Below are 22,556 nucleotides of genomic sequence, written 5' to 3' on the forward strand. Positions count from 1 at the left end.
GGGAAAACACCTTGCCCACCCGTGGGACACTTGACAAGCGATATCGCCCCTCACCTCCGACACAGGAACGGAAGCTCATGGCCTCGGTCCCTTCCCTCGCTTCGACCGTGCAGCAGCGCCTCGCGGAAGGCCTTTCGGCAGCCCTGCCGGAGGCCGGGTCCGCCGACCCGCTGCTCCGACGAAGCGACCGGGCCGACTACCAGGCCAACGGCATCCTGGCGCTCGCCAAGCGGCTCAAGGGCAACCCGCGTGAGCTGGCGACCCAGGTCGTCGCCGCGATCCCGGAGAACGACGTCCTGAAGGAGATCGAGGTCTCCGGCCCCGGCTTCCTCAACATCACCGTCTCGGACTCCGCGATCATCGAGACGCTGGCGGCGCGTGCCGCGGACGACCGGCTCGGCGTGCCGTTCAACCCGTCGGCCGGTACGACGGTGATCGACTACGCGCAGCCGAACGTGGCCAAGGAGATGCACGTCGGCCACCTCCGCTCCGCCGTGATCGGCGCCGCGATGGTCGAGATCCTGGAGTTCACCGGCGAGAAGGTGGTCCGCCGCCACCACATCGGCGACTGGGGCACCCAGTTCGGCATGCTCATCCAGTACCTGATCGAGCACCCGCACGAGCTGGACCACAAGGCCGAGGGCGCGGACGCGGAGGTCTCCGGCGAGGAGGCCATGTCCAACCTCAACCGGCTGTACAAGGCGTCGCGCGCGCTGTTCGACTCCGACGAGGAGTTCAAGACGCGGGCCCGCGCCCGGGTCGTGGACCTCCAGGCGGGCGATGAGCAGACGCTGGCGCTCTGGCAGCGGTTCGTCGACGAGTCGAAGATCTACTTCTACTCGGTCTTCGAGAAGCTGGACATGGACATCCGCGACCCCGACATCGTCGGCGAGTCGGGCTACAACGACATGCTCCAGGAGACCTGCCGGATCCTGGAGGAGTCGGGTGTGGCGGTCCGTTCGGAGGGCGCGCTGTGCGTGTTCTTCGACGACGTCAAGGGCCCGGACGGCAACCCGGTCCCGCTGATCGTGCAGAAGTCCGACGGCGGCTTCGGCTACGCGGCGACGGACCTGTCCGCGATCCGCGACCGGGTGCAGGGCCTGAAGGCGTCGACGCTGCTCTACGTGGTGGACGCGCGTCAGTCGCTGCACTTCAAGATGGTCTTCGAGACCGCGCGCCGGGCGGGCTGGCTGAACGACGAGGTCAAGGCCTTCCAGCTGGCGTTCGGCACGGTCCTCGGCAAGGACGGCAAGCCGTTCAAGACCCGTGAGGGCGAGACGGTGCGTCTGGTGGACCTCCTCGACGAGGCGATCGACCGGGCGACGGCGGTCGTCGAGGAGAAGAAGGAGAAGGCCGGCCTGTCCGACGCGGAGGTCGCGGAGAACGGCCGTTACGTCGGTATCGGCGCGGTCAAGTACGCGGACCTGTCGACGTCGGCGGTGCGCGACTACAAGTTCGACCTCGACCAGATGGTGTCGCTGAACGGCGACACCTCGGTCTACCTCCAGTACGCGTACGCCCGGATCCGCTCCATCCTGCGCAAGGCGGGCGACGCCAAGCCGGTGGCGCACCCGGAGCTGGAGCTGGCTCCGGCCGAGCGGGCGATGGGTCTGCACCTGGACCAGTTCGGCGCGACGCTCGCCGAGACCGCCGAGGAGTACGCGCCGCACAAGCTGGCCGCGTACCTCTTCCAGCTGGCCACGCAGCTCACCTCCTTCTACGACCAGTGCCCGGTGCTGAAGGCCGACACGGAGGAGCGGAAGGAGAACCGCCTCTTCCTGATCGAGCTGACCGCCCGGACGCTCCACCAGGGCATGGCCCTGCTGGGCATCCGGACCCCCGAGCGCCTCTGACTCCCGGTCGCGGTAGCCGCGTGTGAGTGATGGCCATGCCCGCCCGGGCATGGCCATCGGCCGTTCTCGGCTGCTCTCGGGTCAGTTCTGTTTGAACCAGGTCCCGTTGTCGGCCCGGTAGCCGTAGGTCGGGCGGCCCTTCATGGCGCTGGTGCGAAACGGTTTCCCGCCGTCGTCGACGCGCATGGTCCCCTGCCGGGCGCCGTCGCTCCATGTGAGTTCCAGGTACCAGGTCACGTCGTGCCCCTCGGTGTGCACGTCCAGATTGAGGACCTGCGGGTCCCCGGTGGCGACCTGGTACGGGAAGTTCTTGGCGGGCACGACACGGTCCCCGTCGCGTCCGGCGACCGGTTTCGCATACGGGCGGGGCGCGTCGAGGTCGATATCGAAGGTCTGCGGGGTGAGGGCGCCGCCGCAGCCGTCGCCCATCGAGTACGCGGTCCGGTCCAGTGGCTCGCCGCGTTCCATGACCCGTACGTGCAGGGCGCTGAGGACGACGGCTTCCTGGGTGCCGCCGGTGACGGTGATCTGGAGCTGCATATGCCCGCCGTCGACCCCGTCGAGCGCCCGGGCCCAGCCGCGGGTGTCCTGCGGGGCGGGCGGCGGCGGGACGTGTTCGGGGTCCTGGTCGAGCAGGTAGTACTGGCCACAGGGCTCGGCCCAGTTGTACGAGCTGATGCCGGCGCTCAGCGGGGCGGGCGGCCCGGCGGGCGCGTCGTCGCCCGCGGCACCCAGGTCGGGGTCGGGGCTCGCCGGCGTCCGGACGAGGGGTACGGCCAGGGCGACGGCGATCACGGCCGCCGTGGCCCCGAGGACGGCCCGCCATCGCAGCCGCCGCCCGCCGGCCTCGCAGGACGCGGGAGCGGCCTCGGGGACCGGTGGCACGGCCACCTCGGGCGCGGCCGGCTCCGGCGCGACCGGCACCCCCGCCGGCTCCGCGACCACGACCACCTCGGCCCCGGCCACCGCCCCGGCGGCCTCTCCCCGCGCCTCCCGCTCGTCCCGGTCCCGCCGCGGCGCCCGATCCCCGTCCCGCTCCCGCTCCCGCTCCGGCACGGTGGCGGCGGCAACGGGCTGATTCGTCCGTCGCGCCTCGTCCGCGACGATCCAGGCGCGATGCAGCTCGACCAGTTCGTCACGGGAGGCGCCGCACAGCCGCCCGAGCCGTTCGACCGGAGCGAACCCGGTCGGCACGGCGTCCCCGTTGCAGTAGCGGTGCAGGGTCGACGTACTGACGTGCAGGCGCTTGGCCAGAACCCCGTAACTGAGCCCCGACCGTTCCTTCAGCTCCCGCATTCGCCCCGCGAATCCGTCCGCCGTGCTCATCCATGCCCCCGTACCCCGTGTCGGCGTCCCAGGAACGCGTTCCAGGGGATGGTCATTTCCCCAGGTCACCGTGGGCGAGAGCGTTCCACCGTCCCTCATTGTCCCGTGCCCGTTGCCTGGGGATCACTCCGACGCGCAGGCTCGGAGTCATGCGGAACAGCCGCTTCACCGACGCTCTGGCGGTCGCGGTCCTGATCGCCTGCGCAGCGGTCGTCCTCGCTCTGCTCGACCAGCACTGACGCATCACCGACGCACCACGACACCACCACGGGGAATTCACATCATGCGTACTCTCGCCCGCCGTCTCGCCCTGCCCGCGGCCGCCCTCTCGGCGGCGTTCGCCCTCACCGCCTGCCAGTCGGGCGACCCCAAGCCGGCCCCGGCCAAGGACGCCTCCTCCGCCCCCGTCAAGGAGGCACCGGCCCAGGGGGCCAAGGCCACCCCGGCACCCGCCGACAGCTCCGCGCCGGCCAAGGGAAGCGCCGCAGGGCCGCAGGAAGCCGCGCCCACCGCCCAGCCGGCGGCCGCGCACCACACCGAGCCCGCGAAGCGGGCGAAGCCCGCACAACCCGCGAACACGGCCTCCCGCCCGACCACCTGCACGGCGGCGACGGCCAAGGTCGTGGCGAGCAAGGTGAGCCGCCCGATCAACCACCTGGCGCTCACGGTCACCAACACCGGCAGCCGCCCCTGCGACGCGCTCGGCGCGCCCTCCGTCGGCTTCGACTTCAGTCAGTCGCCGATCCGGATCCTGGAGGACAGCAAGCCGCAGGCCGTCGTCACCCTCGCCCCCGGCGAGTCGGCATATGCCTCACTGATCCTGACCGGCGAACCCGGCCCGGACACCCACGGCACCACCGTGAAGAAGATCAGCGTCTACCTCACCCACGACAGCGGCGTGACGCTGACCGCGCCGAAGGGGACGTACGCCGACGACGGCGCCGCCGTGTCGTACTGGCAGCGCGAACTGTCCGACGCCCTGACGTACTGACGCCCCGACGTACCGAGGCCGGCGGCCGGCGGCCGGCGGTCAGCTGTCAGCTGTCAGCGCGGGATCGGGTGGGAGTGCCGCCCCGAGACCTCGTCGATCTCGACATGGGCCTTCTGCAACAGCTGCGACGCGAGATCCATGAGCGCCCGGGCCCCGGCGATCTCCTCGCCCACCCGCAGCTGATCGGGGTCGGAAGGGTGCCGGTTGGCGGTGCCGTGGGCACGGACCTCGGTGCCGTCACCGAGCCGTACCAGTCCCACCGCCCGCGTCCGGTCGCCGTCCTCCCGGAACTCCATCTCGACGTGCCAGCCGACCAGCGTCTGTGTCTGCGTCGTCATGAGGACCACCTCCAGAGAGGTACCCGGGGGATCCGCGAGATCCCGGGTACCTCTCCAGGGTGCATCCGCCCCCGCGCACTCCGCGCGCCGGGAGCGGGTCGCGGGCGTCAGAACCCGCGGGACAGCTTCTGCGCGACCTCGGTCGCCCAGTAGGTGAGGATCATCTGGGCGCCGGCCCGGCGGATACCGGTCAGGGACTCCATGATCGCCTTGTCGCGGTCGATCCAGCCCTTCTCCGCCGCCGCCTCGATCATCGAGTACTCGCCGCTGATCTGGTACGCGGCGACCGGCACGTCGACCGAGTCGGCGACCTTGGCGAGAACGTCGAGGTACGGTCCGGCCGGCTTGACCATGACCATGTCGGCGCCCTCCTCCAGGTCGAGCGCCAGCTCCCGCATGGACTCGCGCACATTGGCGGGGTCCTGCTGGTAGGTCTTGCGGTCGCCGGTCAGCGAGGAGCCGACGGCCTCGCGGAAGGGGCCGTAGAAGGCGGAGGAGTACTTCACGGTGTACGCGAGGATCGACACGTCCTCCTTGCCGATCGTGTCCAGGGCGTCCCGGATCACGCCGACCTGGCCGTCCATCATCCCGGACGGGCCGACGACGTGGGCGCCCGCGTCGGCCTGCACCTGGGCCATCTCGGCGTACCGCTCCAGGGTGGCGTCGTTGTCGACCCGGCCGTGCTCGTCCAGGACACCGCAGTGGCCGTGGTCGGTGAACTCGTCCAGGCACAGGTCCGACATGACGATGAGGTCGTCGCCGACCTCGGCCCGGACGTCCCGGAGGGCGACCTGGAGGATGCCGTCGGGGTCGGTGCCGGCCGTGCCGTACGCGTCCTTCTTCTCGTCCTCCGGCACGCCGAACAGCATGATTCCGGAGACCCCGGCCGCGACCGCCTCGGCGGCGGCCTTGCGCAGGCTGTCCCGCGTGTGCTGCACGACGCCGGGCATCGCGCCGATCGGCACGGGCTCGCTCACGCCCTCACGTACGAAGGCGGGCAGGATCAGATCGGCGGGGTGCAGCCGCGTCTCGGCCACCATCCGCCGCATGGCGGGAGTCGTCCGCAGCCGCCTCGGCCGGGCCCCCGGGAAGCTTCCATACGCATTCATGCCCTTGAGGCTACGCCCGTGGGCCCGGTGCGTTTACCGACGAGTTGTAGGCATACGCCCCGCCCCCGGCCCGGAAAAACGCGCACCCGCGGCTCGCGCACCCGGGTCCGCACCCAGCGGTCCGCCGCGCATGACCCGCCGCGTCACGCCGCGAAGAACGCGGCGAAGGACGCGGTCCCGTTCCCGGCCACCGCGTCCCGTCACACACCACCGGCATCGGCAGCGGCGGGGCGCACCGGAGCACGCCCCGCACCCGCCTCACTACGTCACGTCGTACGACGCCGCCGCGCGCCCGGACGCCGCTCGCTCGGCCGCGTCACCGACTCCCCGGCCTCCCGCGCCACGGCCCGGCGCCGCAGCCCGAACTCGGCCAGCGCCTCGGCCAGCTTGTGCACGGACGGTTCCGGCGACAGCACGTCGACCCGCAGCCCGTGCTCCTCCGCGGTCTTCGCGGTGGCGGGCCCGATGCAGGCGATGACGGTGACGTTGTGCGGCTTGCCGGCGATGCCGACGAGGTTGCGCACGGTCGACGACGAGGTGAAGAGGACCGCGTCGAAGCCGCCGCCCTTGATCGCCTCGCGCGTGTCCGCCGGCGGCGGCGACGCGCGCACGGTCCGGTAGGCGGTGACGTCGTCGACCTCCCACCCGAGCTCGATGAGACCGGCGACGAGCGTCTCGGTCGCGATGTCGGCGCGCGGCAGGAAGACACGGTCGATCGGGTCGAAGACCGGGTCGTACGGCGGCCAGTCCTCCAGGAGACCGGCGGCGGACTGCTCGCCGCTGGGCACCAGGTCGGGCTTCACGCCGAACTCGACGAGCGCGGCGGCGGTCTGCTCACCGACGGCCGCGACCTTGATCCCGGCGAAGGCGCGGGCGTCGAGCCCGTACTCCTCGAACTTCTCGCGGACGGCCTTGACGGCGTTCACCGAGGTGAAGGCGATCCACTCGTAGCGTCCGGTGACCAGGCCCTTGACGGCCCGCTCCATCTGCTGCGGGGTGCGCGGCGGCTCGACGGCGATGGTCGGCACCTCGTGCGGCACCGCGCCGTAGGAACGCAGCTGGTCGGAGAGCGACGCGGCCTGCTCCTTGGTACGCGGGACGAGCACGCGCCAGCCGAACAGCGGCTTGGACTCGAACCACGCGAGCTGGTCGCGCTGCGCCGGGGCGCTGCGCTCGCCGACCACGGCTATGGCCGGTCGGTGACCCTCGGGGGAGGGGAGCACCTTGCCCTGCTTGAAGACCTGGGCGATGGTGCCGAGCGTCGCGGTCCAGGTGCGCTGGCGCGTCGTCGTACCGGCGATGGTGACGGTGAGCGGGGTGTCGGGCCGGCGGCCCGCCGCGACCAGCTCGCCGGCCGCGGCGGCGACGGAGTCCAGGGTCGTGGACACGACGACGGTGCCGTCGGAGGCGCCGACCTCGGCCCAGCAGCGGTCGTCGGCGCTGCGCGCGTCGACGAAGCGGACGTCGGTGCCCTGCGCGTCGCGCAGCGGGACACCGGCGTACGCGGGGACGCCGACGGCGGTGGCGACGCCGGGCACGACCTCGAAGGGGATGCCCTCGGTGGCGCAGGCGAGCATCTCGCCGCCGGCGTTGCCGTCGAGGCCGGGGTCGCCGGTGACGGCACGGACGACCCGCTTGCCGCCGCGCGCCGCCTCCATGACAAGATTGGCGGCATCCCTCAACACGGGGACTCCGACGGCTGTTGACGCTTCGTCGACAACCGTCAGCTCAGGCGTGCTCACGCCCGCGCGCGCATGGCAGCGGACGACTTCGAGCACCTCCGGCTCGGCGATCAGGACGTCCGCGCCGGCCAGGGCCTCGACGGCCCGGAGCGTCAGCAGACCCGGGTCGCCGGGACCGGCGCCGAGGAAGGTGACGTGACCGTGGCCGAGGAAGGCGGCGGACGCGGGGCTGGTGGTCGGGCTGGTGGGGTTCAAAGTGCTCGCTCCCCCATAAGACCGGCCGCACCCTTGGCAAGCATCTCGTCCGCGAGTTCGCGTCCGAGCGCCATGGCCTCGTCATACGAGGTGGGTACGGGACCGGTGGTGGACAGCTGCACCAGCGTGGAACCGTCGGTGGTGCCGACGACGCCGCGCAGGCGCATTTCGGTGACAGCCTGCTGACCGGGGCCTTCGGCCCTGAGGTCGGCCAGCGCACCCACGGGTGCGGAGCAGCCGGCCTCGAGGGCGGCGAGCAGGGATCGCTCGGCGGTCACGGCGGCCCGGGTGTACGGGTCGTCGAGCTCGGCGAGCAGGGCGACGAGGCCGGCGTTCGACGCCGGGCACTCGATGGCCAGGGCCCCCTGGCCGGGGGCGGGCAGGACCGTGTCGGTCGACAGGAAGTCGAGCGTCAGGGAGCCGGTCAGCTCCTCGGTTCCGCCGATGCGGTTGAGCCCGGCGGCGGCGAGTACCACCGCGTCCAGCTCGCCCTTGCGTACGTAGTCGATCCGGGTGTCGATGTTGCCTCGGATCGGTACGGTCCGGAAGGTCCGACCATGGCCGCGCGCGTACGCGTTGAGCTGGGCCATGCGGCGCGGCGAGCCGGTGCCGACGCGGGCGCCGTCCGGGAGCCGGTCCAGGGTCAGCCCCTCGCGGGCGACGAGGACGTCGCGCGGGTCCTCGCGGCGCGGGGTGGCCGCGAGCGCGAGGTCGGGGTGCTGTGCGGTCGGCAGGTCCTTGAGGGAGTGCACGGCGAAGTCGACCTCGCCGGCGAGCAGCGCGTCGCGCAGCGCGGCGACGAACACGCCGGTGCCGCCGATCTGCGCCAGGTGCTCGCGCGAGGTGTCCCCGTAGGTCGTGATCTCCACGAGCTCCACGGGCCGGCCGGTCAGCTCCCGGACCGCATCGGCCACGTGTCCGGACTGGGCCATGGCGAGCTTGCTGCGCCTGGTCCCGAGCCTCAGTGCCCTCTCGGTCATACTCGCCCTCGGTTCTTGACGTCGCCGTCGTTAAGGTCGGCCCGGCTGACAGAGGCAACCGTCCCCGGGTCGAGGTCGAAGAGTGTCCGCAGCGCGTCCGCGTACCCGGCGCCGCCGGGCTCGCCGGCGAGTTCCTTGACGCGCACGGTCGGCGCGTGCAGGAGCTTGTCGACCACGCGGCGCACGGTCTGGGTGATCTCCGCGCGCTGTTTGCCGTCGAGGCCGGGCAGCCGGCCTTCGAGGCGCGCGATCTCGCCGGCCACGACATCGGCGGCCATGGCGCGCAGAGCGACCACGGTCGGGGTGATGTGGGCGGCGCGCTGGGCGGCGCCGAACGCGGCGACCTCGTCGGAGACCAGGTCGCGGACCTGGTCGACGTCGGTGGCCATGGGCGCGTCGGCGGAGGCCTCGGCCAGCGACTCGATGTCGACGAGGCGGGCACCCGGGATGTGGTGCGCGGCGGCGTCGATGTCGCGGGGCATGGCGAGGTCGAGCAGGTACAGGGGGTCCTGGCGGGAGCCGTCGGCGCCGGCGGCGTGCGTGGCGGCACGGGCGGCGAGCGCGGTCTCGATGTCGCCGGCGGTCAGCACGAGACCGGTGGCCCCGGTGCAGGAGACGACGATGTCGGCTTCGGCCATTTCGTCGCCGACGGCAACCATTTCGGCGGCGCGCGCGGCCACACCCGTACCCGTTCCGGGCTGGGTGAGGATCTCGACGAGCCGCTTGGCGCGGGCCGGGGTGCGGTTGGCGACGACGATCTCGGCGACACCGGCGCGCGCGAGGGTGGCGGCGGCGAGCGAGGACATGGAGCCGGCGCCGATGACGAGGGCGCGCTTGCCCTTGGCCCAGGCGCCGATCGTCTCGGGTCCGGTGCCGCCGGCGAGCTGCTCCAGGCCGAAGGTGACGAGCGACTGCCCGGCCCGGTCGATGCCGGTCTCGCTGTGGGCGCGCTTGCCGACCCGCAGGGCCTGCTGGAAGAGGTCGTTCAGCAGGCGCCCGGCGGTGTGCTGCTCCTGGCCGGCGGCGAGGGCGTCCTTGATCTGGCCGAGGATCTGGCCCTCGCCGACGACCATGGAGTCCAGTCCGCAGGCCACCGAGAAGAGGTGGTGGACGGCCCGGTCCTCGTAGTGCACGTAGAGGTAGGGGGTGAGCTCGTCCAGGCCGACGCCGCTGTGCTGGGCGAGGAGCGTGGACAGCTCGGCGACACCGGCGTGGAACTTGTCCACGTCGGCGTACAGCTCGATGCGGTTGCAGGTGGCGAGCACGGTGCCCTCGGCGGCCGGTTCGGCGGCGAGGGTGTCGTGCAGCAGTCCGACCTTGGCCTCGGGGGTGAGGGAGGCGCGTTCAAGGAGGCTGACGGGGGCGGTGCGGTGGCTGAGACCGACGACGAGGAGGCTCATGCGGGCATCACCGCGGGCATGTCCCCGTCAGGACCCTTGCGAAGGGGGTCCTCGGTGCCGGCGGGGGCGGCGGACGGCATGGCGGCGCTCTGCACGGCGGCGGGCCCGGTCACGGCGGAGGCGGCACCGGCGGCGGGCCGGACGGGGACGCCGCCCGGCTCCTCGCCGGCCTTGCGCTGCTCGTGGAAGGCGAGGATCTGCAGCTCGATGGAGAGGTCGACCTTGCGCACGTCGACGCCGTCGGGCACGGACAGCACGGTCGGCGCGAAGTTGAGGATCGAGGTCACGCCCGCGGCCACGAGCCGGTCGCAGACCTGCTGAGCGGCGCCGGCCGGGGTGGCGATGACACCGATGGAGACGCGGTCGTCCCGGATGATCCGCTCCAGGTCGTCGGTGTGCTGCACGGGCATCCCGGCGACCGGCCGGCCGGCCATGGCCGGGTCGGCGTCGATGAGCGCGGCGACCCGGAAGCCACGGGAGGCGAACCCGCCGTAGTTGGCCAGGGCGGCGCCGAGGTTGCCGATGCCGACGATGACAACGGGCCAGTCCTGGGTCAGCCCGAGCTCGCGGGAGATCTGGTAGACGAGGTACTCGACGTCGTAGCCGACGCCGCGCGTCCCGTACGAGCCGAGGTAGCTGAAGTCCTTGCGCAGCTTGGCGGAATTGACCCCTGCCGCGGCTGCGAGTTCCTCGGAGGAGACCGTGGGTACGGAGCGCTCCGAGAGTGCCGTGAGGGCACGCAGATACAGCGGAAGTCGGGCGACGGTGGCCTCGGGAATTCCTCGGCTACGGGTCGCCGGTCGGTGAGTTCGGCCAGTTGCCACGGTGCTCCTGCGGGATGAGCGAGGCTGCAGGCGGCCATGCGTCCCAGGACCGCCCCGTCGAATGCAGGCTATGTCTTTGTGAACGCGTGCACAAAGATGGTGTCCGTTTTGTCTGCCCAAAGTGACCGGGGTCACGTGGCTGGATCCCGACGATAGGGAACCGCGAAGCCGATCCGCGCGTGGAGAAACCGACGGGGGCAAAACCGCACACTCTTCCTGTGAAGCCGCCCCCGAAAGCCAACAAAACGTCGTCGATACTAGCCGCGTGAGCCGGCTTTTCGGTCACGCGCCCAGTTCGCGCCGGAGCCGCTCCGGGTCGACCCGCCAGAAGGTGTGCTGCTCACCGTCGACCAGGACCACCGGAATCTGCTCCCAGTAGGCGCGGTACAGCTCCTCGTCCTGGCTGATGTCCTTCTCCTCCCATACGGCGCCGGTCTCGGCGCACACCTTCGCGACCACCTCCCTGGCGTCGTCGCACAGATGGCACCCCGGCTTGCCGATCAGCGTCACCGCGCGCGGACCGCTCTTCTTCTTCGTACGCCCGAACATGCCGTCCATTCTGCGCGCGCCCGGCGCCGCCGCCGACCCCCGCTCCAAAGCCGGCGGTCCACCCCGGCCCGAACCCGCCGGCCGCCCCTCCCGCCCAGGGCCGCCCGGGCCGCCCGCACCCCCTGTTCACGCGTCCTTCCCCCGCGCGCCGACCGCGCGCGTCGGGGAGGGCCGAACGGACTGGTTATGCTCGCAGCATGGCCGCTCTGGGATGGCTCACCCCCCGTAGGCGCTCCGCCACCGCGCGCAGCGTTCTGGCAGGCGAGGCCGCCGCGGAGGCGGCCCGCAAGACCTCGCTCCAGCTGGAGAAGGAGCGAGAGGAGGCGGCCGAGGCGGCCGCCGCCGAGGCCGCGTCCGAGGAACCCGAGTTCCCGGTGGCCGGCGACGATCGCGCCGCCGCCTTCTTCGACCTCGACAACACCGTCATGCAGGGCGCCGCGATCTTCCACTTCGGCCGCGGCCTGTACAAGCGGAAGTTCTTCCAGCGCCGCGAACTCGCCCGCTTCGCCTGGGCGCAGGCCTGGTTCCGGCTGGCCGGCGTCGAGGACCCGGCGCACATGCAGGAAGCCCGCGACAGCGCCCTGTCGATCGTCAAGGGCCACAAGGTCTCCGAGCTGATGTCGATCGGCGAGGAGATCTACGACGAGTACATGGCCGACCGAATCTGGCCCGGCACGCTCGCGCTCGCCCAGGCGCACCTGGACGCCGGCCAGAAGGTCTGGCTGGTCACCGCCGCACCCGTGGAGACGGCCGCGATCATCGCCCGCCGCCTCGGACTGACCGGCGCGCTCGGCACGGTCGCCGAGTCGGTCGACGGCGTCTACACCGGCAAGCTGGTCGGCGAGCTGCTGCACGGCCCGGCCAAGGCCGAGGCGGTCCGGGCGCTGGCCGCGGCCGAGGGCCTGGAACTCGCGCGCTGCGCCGCGTACAGCGACTCGCACAACGACATCCCCATGCTGTCGCTGGTCGGACACCCCTACGCGATCAACCCGGACGCGAAGCTGCACAAGTACGCCAAGGAACGCGAGTGGCGGCTGCGCGACTACCGGACCGGTCGCAAGGCGGTCAAGGTCGGCATCCCGGCCGCCGCCGGGGTCGGCGCGCTGGCGGGCGGCACCGCCGCCGCGGTCGCGCTGCACCGCCGCAGGCGCTGACGCGCCCCTCGCCCATCTTTTTACGGCGCCCGGGCCGTACGACGCCCGGTCCCCGCCCCCGCGCCCTGCCGCGACCCGGCGTGCCCCGCCGCGTCCTGCACCCCTGCCTCGTCGCACCCCGTCGTACCGCGCCCCGCCGCGCCCGCCGATACGTTTCGGCTGCGATCGACCACGACAGTCCCGGACCGGCGACCCTCACCCGTCCGTGGTCGAACATTCCCGCACCCGTCAACCACCTGACTCGTACGCCCCCTGCCCGACAGCGGCCCTGACCACCTTCACGCCGCGCGGCCGAGCACAACCGATCCCCGCTCCGATCAGATTCGAAAGCCCAGGCGTCCACATCCGATCACCAAGCACGCCTTTTTTCGCCCCCAAGTGGCAACGGAACCAACCGAATCGGTGATTTTGACAACTGGGTGTAGCGCCGCCTGTACGAAGCGTTATTCTCCTCAGACGCATAACGGAACCCACACGTCGCCACGACGAGTGAACGGTCCCGCACTGCACGTGATGGAAGCTCTGCCTCTGGGAGTCCCGTGTACCCACACGTCGGGGTTGACGCCTCGGGCCTGGCTACGCTGCGCGCGAGGGTCGTCGGCCACTTGCGCGGCTTCGTCCCCACCGCGTACGCCGCACCCGCCTTCGGCGGACCCGCCTTCGCCGCACCGGCACCCGCCGGTCCCTGCTACGCCCTGGCCGAAACCAGCGCCGCGGTGGGCAGACGCGGTACCCGGGGCGGCTCCGCCACCCCGACCGCCGCCGCCCGCCGGCCCACCGCCGACAGCGACAGCGCCCGCATGATGGACCTGGTCGAACGCGCCCAGGCGGGCGAGGCCGAGGCCTTCGGCCGCCTCTACGACCAGTACAGCGACACGGTCTACCGCTACATCTACTACCGCGTCGGCGGCAAGGCGACGGCGGAGGACCTCACCAGCGAGACCTTCCTGCGCGCCCTGCGCCGTATCTCCACCTTCACCTGGCAGGGCCGGGACTTCGGCGCCTGGCTCGTCACCATCGCCCGCAACCTCGTCGCCGACCACTTCAAGTCCAGCCGCTTCCGGCTGGAGGTCACCACCGGCGAGATGCTCGACGCCAACGAGGTCGAACGCAGCCCCGAGGACTCCGTCCTGGAGTCCCTCTCCAACGCCGCCCTTCTCGACGCCGTACGCCGTCTCAACCCCCAACAGCAGGAATGCGTCACGCTCCGATTCCTCCAAGGTCTGTCGGTCGCCGAGACCGCCCGGGTCATGGGCAAGAACGAGGGCGCGATCAAGACCCTCCAGTACCGGGCCGTCCGCACCCTGGCCCGCCTCCTCCCGGAAGACGCCCGCTGACCGTCCGGCACCCCCACTCGCCACCCCCGTCAGCTCCGTCAGTCCCGACAGCCCGTCCCTCCCCCGCACCCTTCACCCCCCGCACCCCCTTCGCCCCGCCTCCCACCCGCCCAACCCACAGTCGGTGACGACTCGATGACGCACTGGTCCGATCATCCTTCGCGCGTAACCCAAGTGCCGCGCCGCTCGTTGTGCGAAATGCAGGCTTCCCGCGGTCACACCAGGACCCCCTCCGTTCACTCCTTCGGGTGGATGGGCTCAAGGTGTGCAACCCTCCGAACCCCTCGGGAAGTCGACCGTCATGACGAGAGGAGGTGCCGCCAGTGATCGCGAACGTTTCGACGCACCGGCGGGCGAACGCCTTCGCCCAGGCCCTGGAGGATCGGCCGTCCGAGGGTGCGGCGGCCGAGCTGTCCGAGGCATCGGCCGAATCGGCCGAGCGGGGAAGGCTGCTGGCCCTGGCGAACGGTCTCGGCACCCTGCCGAAGCCGGAGATCGACCCCGAGGTCAAGGTGGTGCAGCGAGCCCAGCTCGTCGCCGCCATGGAAGCGATGCTCGCGGAGTCGAACGCCGCCGCGGGCCCTACGGTGCCGGGGCAGCGGGGCTCCGCCAAGGGGGCCCACCGGGCCTCACCGCTCCGCAGACTGCGCCCCCGTTCACGCTGGTCCAAGGGCCTGGCGGCCGGCGGCCTCACGGTCGGCGTGGCGGCCGGGGCGTTCGGCGGCGTGGCCGCGGCCAGCTCCGACGCCCTCCCCGGTGACTCCCTCTACGGGCTCAAGCGGGGCATGGAGGACATCAAGCGCGGGATGGCCGACGACGACGCCGACCGGGGCGGGATCTACCTCGACCAGGCGTCCACCCGGCTCAACGAGGCCCGCCGGCTGATGGAGCGCGGCCGCTCCGGCGACCTCGATCACGAATCGCTCGGCGAGATCCGCCGGGTCCTCGGCGGCATGACGCACGACGCCTCCGAAGGCCATCGGCTGCTCCGTCAGGCGTACCAGCGGGACGGCGAGATCGCCCCCATGGCCCGGCTGAACTCCTTCGCCCAGTCCCACCGCGCCACCTGGGACGGACTGCGCGACCGGCTCCCGGTCCAGCTCACCGATGTGAGCAACGAGGTGAGCGATGTCTTCGCGGCCATAGACGAAGAAGTCGGGCCGCTGCGGTCCCTGCTCCCCCGCCCACCCGCGCGCGGCACCGCCGGATCCAGCGACCCGAGCACTCCCCGCGCCACCCCGACGGCCACCCCGGAGCGGTCGCACACCGCGTCGGCCACCCCGTCGCACGAAGGCGACAGCACCCAGCCCGCCCCCGCCGGCTCCAGCCCCGGTGCGGGAACGGGATCGGTCACGCCGGAGGACGGCGGGCTGCTCGGCGGCGCGGGCGATCTGCTCAACCCGCCGCAGCAGCCGCGGCCGAGCAGTTCGCCGTCCGGCAAGGAGTCGGCCCCGGCCGCTCCCGAAGTGACGCTCCCGCCCCTTCTCCCGGGCCTGTTGCCGGGCCTCGGCATCGACAGCGGAAGCGCCGACTGACACCCGCTCCACCCGTCGTGTGAGGGTGTGTCCCACCGGAGGGACACACCCTCACACGGCGTCTCCGGGCATACGGTCACGGGCCACTTGGTTCGTACGGTCACAAGGTCGTACGGGCGCGGGTCAGAAGAACACCGACCGCCGCTGCACCAGCAGCTTGTACAGCGTGTGCTGGATCTGTTCGCGCACCTGGTCGGTCAGATTGAACATCAGCATCGGATCCTCCGCCGCCTCCAGCGGATAGCCGTCCGTCGGGATCGGTTCGCCGAACTCGATCGTCCACTTCGTCGGCAGCGGCAGCGCGCCCAGCGGCCCGAGCCAGGGGAAGGTCGGGGTCAGCGGGAAGTACGGCAGGCCGAGCAGCCGCGCGAGCGTCCGCGCGTTGCCGAGCATCGGGTAGATCTCCTCCGCGCCCATCACCGAGCACGGCACGATCGGTACCCCGGCCCGCAGCGCCGTCGACACGAACCCGCCCCGCCCGAAGCGCTGGAGCTTGTACCGCTCGGCGAACGGCTTCCCGATGCCCTTGAAGCCCTCCGGCATCACCCCGACGATCTCGCCCGCCCGCAGCAGCCGTTCCGCGTCCTCGCCGCATGCCAGCGTGTGCCCCGCCTTGCGGGCCAGTTCGTTGACCACCGGCATCATGAACACCAGATCGGCGGCCAGCAGCCGCAGATGACGGCCCGCCGGATGATGGTCGTGCACGGCGACCTGCATCATCAGACCGTCCAGCGGCAGCGTCCCGGAGTGGTTGGCGACCACCAGGGCACCGCCCTTCGCCGGGATGTTCTCGATGCCCTTCACCTCCACCCGGAAGTACTTCTCGTACACCGGGCGCAGCAGGGACATCAGGACCTGCTCGGTGAGTTCCTCGTCGTAGCCGAACTCGTCGACCTCGTAGTCGCCGGTGACCCGCCGGCGCAGGAACGCGAGCCCGCTCGCGAGCCGCCGCTCCCAGCCGTCCCGCTCCCCCGCCGCGGGCCCGGACGCCGCGGAGCCGGGCGCCGCGGGCCCGGGCGCGAGGCCCTGCCCCGGCGTCTCCCCCGCCTCCTGGTCCCGGGTCTGGCCCTGTCCCCGGGGCTGCGGCGGCAGCGCCCGTACGGGGGCCTCGCCCTCGGCCCGCGCGGGACGGCGGCGCGCCCGTGAGCGGTCGTCGTCGAAGGGAATGACCTTGGCGTCCGCCATCGTGATCGGGCTCCTCAGCTGCCGGCCGGAACATCGGGGAGAGTGCCGGGCACCAGCCGCCCGGCGAGCCGGTCCACGGCCCTCACGAGCCGCTCCGGCGGCAGCAGCCCCGGCCCCAGGCTGCGCGCGAAGTCGGCGAAGGCGTCCGCCGTGGTGTACAGCGGCGAGAAACCGAGCGTCTCGCGCATCTGGACGGTGGACACCACCCGCCCATGGGTGAGCAGCCGGATCTGCTCGGGCGAGAAGTCCGTCACCCCGGCGGCGCGCAGCACCTGCCCCACCCAGGTGACCGCGGGCAGCAGCACCGGGGCCGTCGGCCGGCCGAGCCGCCGCGCGCACTGGGACAGCAGCAGCACCCCGTCCCCGGCGATGTTGAAGGTGCCGCTGTTGAGGGTCGCCCGGCGCGGCTCGCGCGCGGCGATCTCCAGGACGTCCAGGACGTCGTCCTCGTGGACGAACTGGAGCCTCGGGTCGTAGCCGAGGACCGTCGGCAGGACGGGCAGCGCCAGGTACTCGGTGAGCGGCGAGTCCACCCTCGGCCCGAGGATGTTGGCGAACCGCAGGACGCACACCGCCACGTCCGGGCGGCGCCGGGCGAAGCCCCGTACATACCCCTCGACCTCGACGGCGTCCTTGGCGAAGCCCCCGCTCGGCAGCGACTTCGCCGGCGTCGTCTCGGTGAAGACGGCCGGGTCGCGGGGCGCGGCCCCGTACACGCTCGTCGTCGACTTCACCACGAGCCGCCGGATCCTCGGCGACTTCTGGCAGGCGCCCAGCAGCTGCATGGTGCCGATGACGTTGGTCTCCTTGACCGACGTCCGGCCGCCGGTGCCGAGCGCCGTGCCCGTGACGTCCATGTGGACGACGGTGTCCACGTCGTACCGGGCGAGGATCTTCGCGACGGCGGGCTGCCGGATGTCGGCCCGGACGAACTCGGCCGCGCCCAGCGCGTGCGGGGACGGCACCGCGTCCACAGCGATCACCCGCTCCACGTCCGGGTCCCGCTGGATCCGCCGGACGAAACGGGCGCCCAGATGACGGGCCGCACCGGTGACAAGCACGACCTTGCCCAAGACGAGCGCCTTTCCGTTCGATGAGGCTTCGATGGGGCGGTGTTGCGCCGACGGCCACGGTAGCGCCTCCCCGCCGGGGCCCCGCGCCCGCGTCCGTACGACACCCGCGACGCCCCGTACGACAAAAGGCGTGGCCCCCCACCGGAATCCGGTGGGGGGCCACGCCGACGCACATACGCTGCGGTCGCAGCGTCGCCTTACTTCTTGTTGCGACGCTGAACGCGCGTGCGCTTCAGCAGCTTGCGGTGCTTCTTCTTGGCCATCCGCTTACGCCGCTTCTTGATAACAGAGCCCACGACTACCCTCGCTCACTTCTCGGAACCTCCCCGCGCAAGCGGGGATCGGTGCGGGGCGTCTGGGCCCACACGACCTACGAGGGGCTAGCCTACCGTCCCGAGCGACCCGCAGGTAATCCGAGGAGCGACGAAGAACAGCCGACCGGTGATTCCCGGCCCCGACCGGCGCCGGGCCTGCCCGCTACGCCGTCGCGACCCCCACGAAAGACTCTCTCAGGTACTCGTGAACAGCCTGCTCCGGGACCCGGAAGGACCTGCCCACCCGGATCGCCGGCAGATGACCGCTGTGCACCAACCGGTACACGGTCATCTTCGAGACGCGCATCACCGAGGCGACCTCCGCCACGGTCAGAAACTTCACCTCGTTGAGAGGCCGATCTCCTGCAGCCATGACCCACCTGTACCTTCCGCACGCGACGCACACCGGCTTCCCCTCCGGTGACTCTTCGTCGCTGCGCGCTCACGCCCAGACTAGGGGCGGGTGGTACGAGTGGGGAAGAGGAGCTGCGATCGGCCGTTTACCGTGACAGACACGCTCGATTGAGTACATAGCGTGTGAGTGGACGATACGACTCCGCCCGTACCCCGTCATCAACCGGAACGGTCACGGACACCTGCCCCTCGGCCTCCCCGACGAACAACGCCGGATCGTCCGTATCGGCCAGCCCGATGCTCTCGATACCCAGCTGACCTGCCCCGCAGACCCATCCGTGGTCTCCGACCACCAGCTGCGGCAGCGGCCCGCCCGCCTCGGCCGCGCTCTCCAGGGCCGCCCTAACCGGCAGCGGGGAATGGGAGTGCGCCCCGGGTACACGCCCTGCCGCCGGCAGGTCCCCGGCACGCACGAACGCCACCCCCCGTACGTAGTCGAGGAGGTGCGTGCGTACGCCGAACCGGGTCGTTATGTCGACACATCTCCCCTGCGCCGGGGTGAGGACAAGACATCCCGCCGCCGACAAAGCGTCTGCCAGAGCGACGTAGAAACCGAGCAGCCGATGCGGATGACCCGTCCCGAGGAGCACCGGAGCACGCCGTCCGGCCGCCTCTCCGAGCCGCTCGGCGAACGCGTCGAGGGCACGGAGAGTGCGTTCCGGGTCGATCCGGTCCGGTCCGGAGCGGTACGCCGGGTCCGCCGACACCCCGCAGCGCCGCGCCATCAGCCGCAGCAGTTCGCTCTCGTCCCATCCGCCCGCCGGATCGAGGCCCAACGTCACCCTCGGATCACCCGCGGCGAAGAGCCGGTAGCTGCGCAGATTCGTCTCCCGCGGGGTCGCCACCGTTCCGGCCAGGCCGGTGGCCAGCAGATGCGCCCGCAGCGCCCTGGTACTCCACACGGGCAAGATGCTGCCGAACGGCACCGCCCCCGGGGCCCGAATCCGCGCGGGACCGCACGGTCGGCGTAACCCGGGCGGGGGCTTCAGGCGGCGGCTTCGGACAGGAGCTTCGGGCCGGAGCTTCGGGCAGGCTCGCCGGCCGGGTGGCTCAGGCCAGCAGCCCCCGCGCCGGGAACGCCGCCCGCCGGGTCGCGAGCACCGCCTGGTCCAGCCGGTCCGCCGGGTCGTACCCGTCCGTCCACTCCCGCCACGCCACCGGCCAGCGCCCGTCCGTCATCCGCCGGGGCCCGGGCTGCCGCGTCCGGGCGTACACCTCGTCGCGCCACGACGGCGGGATCACCGACTCCGGATCCACCGGGGCGTGCGCCGCGATCGCCACCAGATGCGCCCACGAGCGCGGGACGACGTCCACCACCGCGTATCCGCCGCCGCCGAGCGCCAGCCACCGGCCGCCCTCGGCATAGCTGTGCGCCAGGTCGTGACAGGCCACCTGGACCGCCCGCTGCGCGTCCAGGGACACCGCCATATGCGTCAGCGGGTCCTCGAAGTGGGTGTCCGCGCCGTGCTGGGTGACCAGGACCTGCGGCCGGAAGTCCGCGAGGAGCTCCGGCACCACCGCGTGGAACGCCCGCACCCAGCCCTCGTCCCCGGTGCCGGCGGGCAGCGGCAGATTCACCGCGCTGCCCTCGCCGGGGCCGGTGGCGCCCGTCTCCTGCGGCCAGCCGGTGTGCGGGAACAGCGTCCGGGGATGCTCGTGCACCGAGATCGTCAGGACCCGCGGGTCCTCCCAGAACGCCGCCTGCACCCCGTCCCCGTGGTGCGCGTCCACGTCGACGTACGCCACCCGCTCCGCACCCAGTTCGAGCAGCCGGGCGATCGCGAGGGCCGCGTCGTTGTAGACACAGAACCCGGACGCCGCCCCGGGCATCGCGTGGTGCAGTCCGCCCGCGAAGTTCACCGCGTGCGCGGTGTCGCCGCGCCACAGCGCCTCCGCCGCGGCCACCGACTGCCCGGCGATCAGCGCGGACACGTCGTGCATCTCCTTGAACGCCGGATCGTCCGTCGTCCCGAGCCCGTACGCCGGGTCGGCCGCGCGCGGGTCGGCGGACGCGGCCCGGACCGCCGCCAGATAGTCGGCGCGGTGCACGAGCCGCAGGGTCGAGTCCCCGGCCGGCGGGGCCGCGACGACGTCGAGCGCGCGGTCGGTCCCCTGCGCCCGCACCAGACTCATGGTCAGCGCGAGCCGCACCGGGTCCATCGGATGCTGGGCCCCGAAGTCGTACCCGGTGACCGCCTCATCCCACATCAACAGTGCGCGGCTGCTCATGCCCGCCACCGTATCCGGCCGGGCGCGCGCCGAACGACGTGGCGTACACCACCGTCACCAGGACCAACACCATCGGCACCAGCATGGCCCCGCGGTACGTCCACGCGTCGCCCAGCGCGCCCACGAGCGGCGAGCCGACGAGGAAGCCGACGTAGTTGAAGACATTGAGCCGCGCCACGGCCGCGTCGCTCGCCCCCGGACCGTGGCTTTCAAAAGCGAGCCGGCCGGCGGCGGCGAAGGTCTGCGGGACGACCACGCTCAGGCCGAGGCCGAGGACCGTGAACCCCGCCATCCCGGTCCAGGCGCCGGGCGCGGCGGCCACCACCGCGAAGCCGAGCGCCGCGAGCACGGCGCCGCAGCGCACCACGAGCGCCGCCCCGAACCGCCGCACCCCGAGGTCGCCGACAGCCCGCCCGAGGAGGGTCGTCACCATGTACGCGTTGTACGGCACGGTCGCCAGCTCCTCCGAGCTGTGCAGCACGTCCTGGAGGTACTTCGCGGACCAGTTGGAGACCGTGGAGTCCCCTATATAGGCGAAGGTCATCACCAGGCAGAGCGGCAACAGCAGCCGGAACGCGATTCCCTGACCGGCCGTCGGATGCGACTTGCCGACCCAAGACGCGTTCTCCCCGGGCTTCCCGTTCGCGCCGTCGGTGTACCAGCGGCTGCCGGCGAGGGCGGCGGGCAGCAGGACGGCGACGACGGGCAGGTACGAGGTGAACAGCAGCAGATGCCAGTGCGCCCCCACCCAGGCGAGCGAGGCGCCGGCGATGCCGCCGAGGCTGTACGCGGCGTGGAAGCCGAGCATGATGCTTCGCCCGTACGCCCGTTGGAGGCTCACGCCCAGCATGTTCATGGACGCGTCGAGCGAGCCGACGGAGAGCCCGAAGAGGCCGAGCGCCAGGGCCGCCCACCCCAGCCCGGAGCCGGCGCCGACGGCGAGCAGGGCGAGCAGCACCACGGGCTGTGCCCAGCGCAGTACGGTCGCGGGCCCGACGCGGGCGGCGAGCTTCTCGGTGAGCACGCTCGACACCCCGGCGAGCACCGGTACGGCGGCGAGGAAGGCGGGCAGCAGCCCGTCGGATATCCCGTACCGGTCCTGGATCGCCGGGATCCGGGTCACCAGGAGGGCGAAGGTGGCGCCCTGGGTGAAGAAGCTGAACGCCAGTGAGCCCCGCCCGTGCCGCAACCGCGCATCTGTCATGGCGGCACAGTAGGGCCGCGGCCTACCCCGCGGTAGATGGATCACATGCCCAATATCGCGGGCAGCAGAGCCATGTCGTCGAAGTGTCCGTTCACCCCGGTGAGCTTCTCCTCGGGGGTCATCGCGGTGAAGCCGTAGACGTCCATCCCGGCCGCGAGCGCGGCCTCGACGCCGAGCCGGCTGTCCTCGACGACCACGCACCGGGCGGGCTCCACGCCCATGCGGGCGGCGGCGTGCAAAAAGAGGTCGGGGGCGGGCTTGCCCCGGCCGACGTCGTCGGCGCTGAAGACGATCTCGTCGGGGAACCAGGGGGCGAGTCCGGTGGTGCGGTGCCCGACCCGGATCCGCTCATGGCTTCCGGACGACGCGACGCAGTACGGCGTACCCGCCTCGGTCAGCCGCCGCAGCACGTCGCCGACGCCGGCCACGGGCCGTAGCTCCCGTTCGAAGGCGGCGAAGACCCGCGCGTGGAAGGTCGCGTCGAAGTCGGCCGGCAGCCGCTGTCCGGTGCGCTCCTCGACCAGGTCGTGAATCCGGTGCATCGCGGATCCCATGTAGTCCCGCACCGACTCCTCGTAGGTGGTGGGGTGTCCGAGTTCCGTGAGATAGCCGGCCAGGAGCCGGTTGGAAATCGGCTCGCTGTCGACGAGTACACCGTCGTTGTCGAAGATCACCAGGTCGTAGCGCATGGTCCGGATCCTATTTGGCCGTAAACGCAGAAAAGCCCCGCACCATAAGGTGCGGGGCTTCCCCACAATGATTGTTCGGCGGCGTCCTACTCTCCCACAGGGTCCCCCCTGCAGT

21 protein-coding genes are annotated in these 22,556 nt (G+C 72.0%); 5 read left to right on the top strand and 16 right to left on the bottom strand.

Annotation, left to right across the window (positions count from 1 at the left end; all coding sequences use genetic code 11):
* The first annotated feature begins 77 nt into the window (after nucleotides 1-77).
* Nucleotides 78-1,853: an arginine--tRNA ligase gene (argS, locus tag ACGFRB_RS19895; protein ID WP_393244589.1), complete on the top strand. Its 1,776-nt coding sequence runs from the start codon at nucleotides 78-80 to the stop codon at nucleotides 1,851-1,853.
* Nucleotides 1,854-1,934: 81 nt separating this feature from the next.
* On the opposite strand, the gene ACGFRB_RS19900 is transcribed toward argS, so the two are convergent.
* A complete protein-coding gene (locus tag ACGFRB_RS19900; RefSeq protein ID WP_393244591.1) occupies nucleotides 1,935-3,179 on the bottom strand; it encodes a helix-turn-helix domain-containing protein in 1,245 nt (414 codons plus the stop codon).
* 283 nt (nucleotides 3,180-3,462) lie between these two features.
* On the opposite strand from ACGFRB_RS19900, the gene ACGFRB_RS19905 reads away from it, so the two are divergent.
* Nucleotides 3,463-4,170, top strand: coding sequence for a DUF4232 domain-containing protein (locus ACGFRB_RS19905; protein ID WP_363002645.1), 708 nt, complete (start codon nucleotides 3,463-3,465; stop codon nucleotides 4,168-4,170).
* A 53-nt stretch (nucleotides 4,171-4,223) separates the two neighbouring features.
* On the opposite strand, the gene ACGFRB_RS19910 is transcribed toward ACGFRB_RS19905, so the two are convergent.
* The 7 genes from ACGFRB_RS19910 to ACGFRB_RS19940 form a co-directional block, all read right to left on the bottom strand.
* Nucleotides 4,224-4,508 carry a DUF1876 domain-containing protein gene (locus ACGFRB_RS19910; protein WP_361231045.1) on the bottom strand — a complete coding sequence of 95 codons (285 nt, stop codon included), beginning with the start codon at nucleotides 4,506-4,508 and terminating at the stop codon, nucleotides 4,224-4,226.
* A gap of 107 nt (nucleotides 4,509-4,615) precedes the next feature.
* A complete protein-coding gene (gene hemB / locus ACGFRB_RS19915) occupies nucleotides 4,616-5,617 on the bottom strand; it encodes a porphobilinogen synthase (protein WP_361231043.1) in 1,002 nt (333 codons plus the stop codon).
* Nucleotides 5,618-5,883: 266 nt separating this feature from the next.
* Nucleotides 5,884-7,554, bottom strand: coding sequence for a uroporphyrinogen-III synthase (locus ACGFRB_RS19920; protein ID WP_363002641.1), 1,671 nt, complete (start codon nucleotides 7,552-7,554; stop codon nucleotides 5,884-5,886).
* Nucleotides 7,551-8,534, bottom strand: a complete 984-nt coding sequence (hemC, locus tag ACGFRB_RS19925) for a hydroxymethylbilane synthase (protein ID WP_393244594.1) — start codon at nucleotides 8,532-8,534, stop codon at nucleotides 7,551-7,553. The genes ACGFRB_RS19920 and hemC overlap by 4 nt, the downstream gene beginning before the upstream one ends.
* Nucleotides 8,531-9,934 carry a glutamyl-tRNA reductase gene (locus tag ACGFRB_RS19930; RefSeq protein ID WP_393244596.1) on the bottom strand — a complete coding sequence of 468 codons (1,404 nt, stop codon included), beginning with the start codon at nucleotides 9,932-9,934 and terminating at the stop codon, nucleotides 8,531-8,533. Before ACGFRB_RS19930 ends, hemC begins: the two co-directional genes overlap by 4 nt.
* On the bottom strand, nucleotides 9,931-10,758 hold the full coding sequence (locus ACGFRB_RS19935; RefSeq protein WP_363002635.1) for a redox-sensing transcriptional repressor Rex: 828 nt from the start codon (nucleotides 10,756-10,758) through the stop codon (nucleotides 9,931-9,933). Before ACGFRB_RS19935 ends, ACGFRB_RS19930 begins: the two co-directional genes overlap by 4 nt.
* A 282-nt stretch (nucleotides 10,759-11,040) precedes the next feature.
* Nucleotides 11,041-11,316 carry a glutaredoxin family protein gene (locus ACGFRB_RS19940; protein WP_393244598.1) on the bottom strand — a complete coding sequence of 92 codons (276 nt, stop codon included), beginning with the start codon at nucleotides 11,314-11,316 and terminating at the stop codon, nucleotides 11,041-11,043.
* A 188-nt stretch (nucleotides 11,317-11,504) separates the two neighbouring features.
* On the opposite strand from ACGFRB_RS19940, the gene ACGFRB_RS19945 reads away from it, so the two are divergent.
* The 3 genes from ACGFRB_RS19945 to ACGFRB_RS19955 all read left to right on the top strand — a co-directional run bounded on the left by ACGFRB_RS19945 (nucleotide 11,505) and on the right by ACGFRB_RS19955 (nucleotide 15,333).
* Nucleotides 11,505-12,461: an HAD family hydrolase gene (locus ACGFRB_RS19945; protein ID WP_393244600.1), complete on the top strand. Its 957-nt coding sequence runs from the start codon at nucleotides 11,505-11,507 to the stop codon at nucleotides 12,459-12,461.
* 539 nt (nucleotides 12,462-13,000) lie between these two features.
* A complete protein-coding gene (locus ACGFRB_RS19950) occupies nucleotides 13,001-13,798 on the top strand; it encodes an ECF subfamily RNA polymerase sigma factor, BldN family (protein WP_363002629.1) in 798 nt (265 codons plus the stop codon).
* Between the two features lie 323 nt (nucleotides 13,799-14,121).
* Nucleotides 14,122-15,333, top strand: coding sequence for a DUF5667 domain-containing protein (locus tag ACGFRB_RS19955; RefSeq protein WP_393244602.1), 1,212 nt, complete (start codon nucleotides 14,122-14,124; stop codon nucleotides 15,331-15,333).
* Between the two features lie 123 nt (nucleotides 15,334-15,456).
* On the opposite strand, the gene ACGFRB_RS19960 is transcribed toward ACGFRB_RS19955, so the two are convergent.
* From ACGFRB_RS19960 to ACGFRB_RS19995, 8 genes are all read right to left on the bottom strand, one after another.
* Nucleotides 15,457-16,518 carry a lysophospholipid acyltransferase family protein gene (locus ACGFRB_RS19960; RefSeq protein ID WP_393244604.1) on the bottom strand — a complete coding sequence of 354 codons (1,062 nt, stop codon included), beginning with the start codon at nucleotides 16,516-16,518 and terminating at the stop codon, nucleotides 15,457-15,459.
* Between the two features lie 14 nt (nucleotides 16,519-16,532).
* Nucleotides 16,533-17,591, bottom strand: a complete 1,059-nt coding sequence (locus ACGFRB_RS19965) for an NAD-dependent epimerase/dehydratase family protein (RefSeq protein WP_363002623.1) — start codon at nucleotides 17,589-17,591, stop codon at nucleotides 16,533-16,535.
* Nucleotides 17,592-17,788: 197 nt separating this feature from the next.
* A complete protein-coding gene (locus tag ACGFRB_RS19970) occupies nucleotides 17,789-17,887 on the bottom strand; it encodes a 30S ribosomal protein bS22 (protein WP_003948845.1) in 99 nt (32 codons plus the stop codon).
* A 181-nt stretch (nucleotides 17,888-18,068) separates the two neighbouring features.
* The gene (locus tag ACGFRB_RS19975; RefSeq protein WP_046910004.1) at nucleotides 18,069-18,278 is read right to left on the bottom strand and encodes a helix-turn-helix domain-containing protein; all 210 of its coding nucleotides are present in this window, start codon (nucleotides 18,276-18,278) and stop codon (nucleotides 18,069-18,071) included.
* Nucleotides 18,279-18,405: 127 nt separating this feature from the next.
* Nucleotides 18,406-19,221, bottom strand: coding sequence for a phosphatase (locus ACGFRB_RS19980; protein WP_363002621.1), 816 nt, complete (start codon nucleotides 19,219-19,221; stop codon nucleotides 18,406-18,408).
* 148 nt (nucleotides 19,222-19,369) lie between these two features.
* Nucleotides 19,370-20,548 (bottom strand): acetoin utilization protein AcuC, encoded by a 1,179-nt coding sequence (locus tag ACGFRB_RS19985; RefSeq protein ID WP_393244606.1) that lies wholly within the window; start codon nucleotides 20,546-20,548, stop codon nucleotides 19,370-19,372.
* Nucleotides 20,517-21,752, bottom strand: a complete 1,236-nt coding sequence (locus ACGFRB_RS19990; protein WP_393244608.1) for an MFS transporter — start codon at nucleotides 21,750-21,752, stop codon at nucleotides 20,517-20,519. The genes ACGFRB_RS19985 and ACGFRB_RS19990 overlap by 32 nt, the downstream gene beginning before the upstream one ends.
* A gap of 41 nt (nucleotides 21,753-21,793) precedes the next feature.
* A complete protein-coding gene (locus ACGFRB_RS19995; protein ID WP_393244610.1) occupies nucleotides 21,794-22,441 on the bottom strand; it encodes an HAD family hydrolase in 648 nt (215 codons plus the stop codon).
* Nucleotides 22,442-22,556 lie beyond the last annotated feature (115 nt).

This window comes from Streptomyces sp. NPDC048718 (genome assembly GCF_043198875.1).
GTDB lineage: Bacteria > Actinomycetota > Actinomycetes > Streptomycetales > Streptomycetaceae > Streptomyces.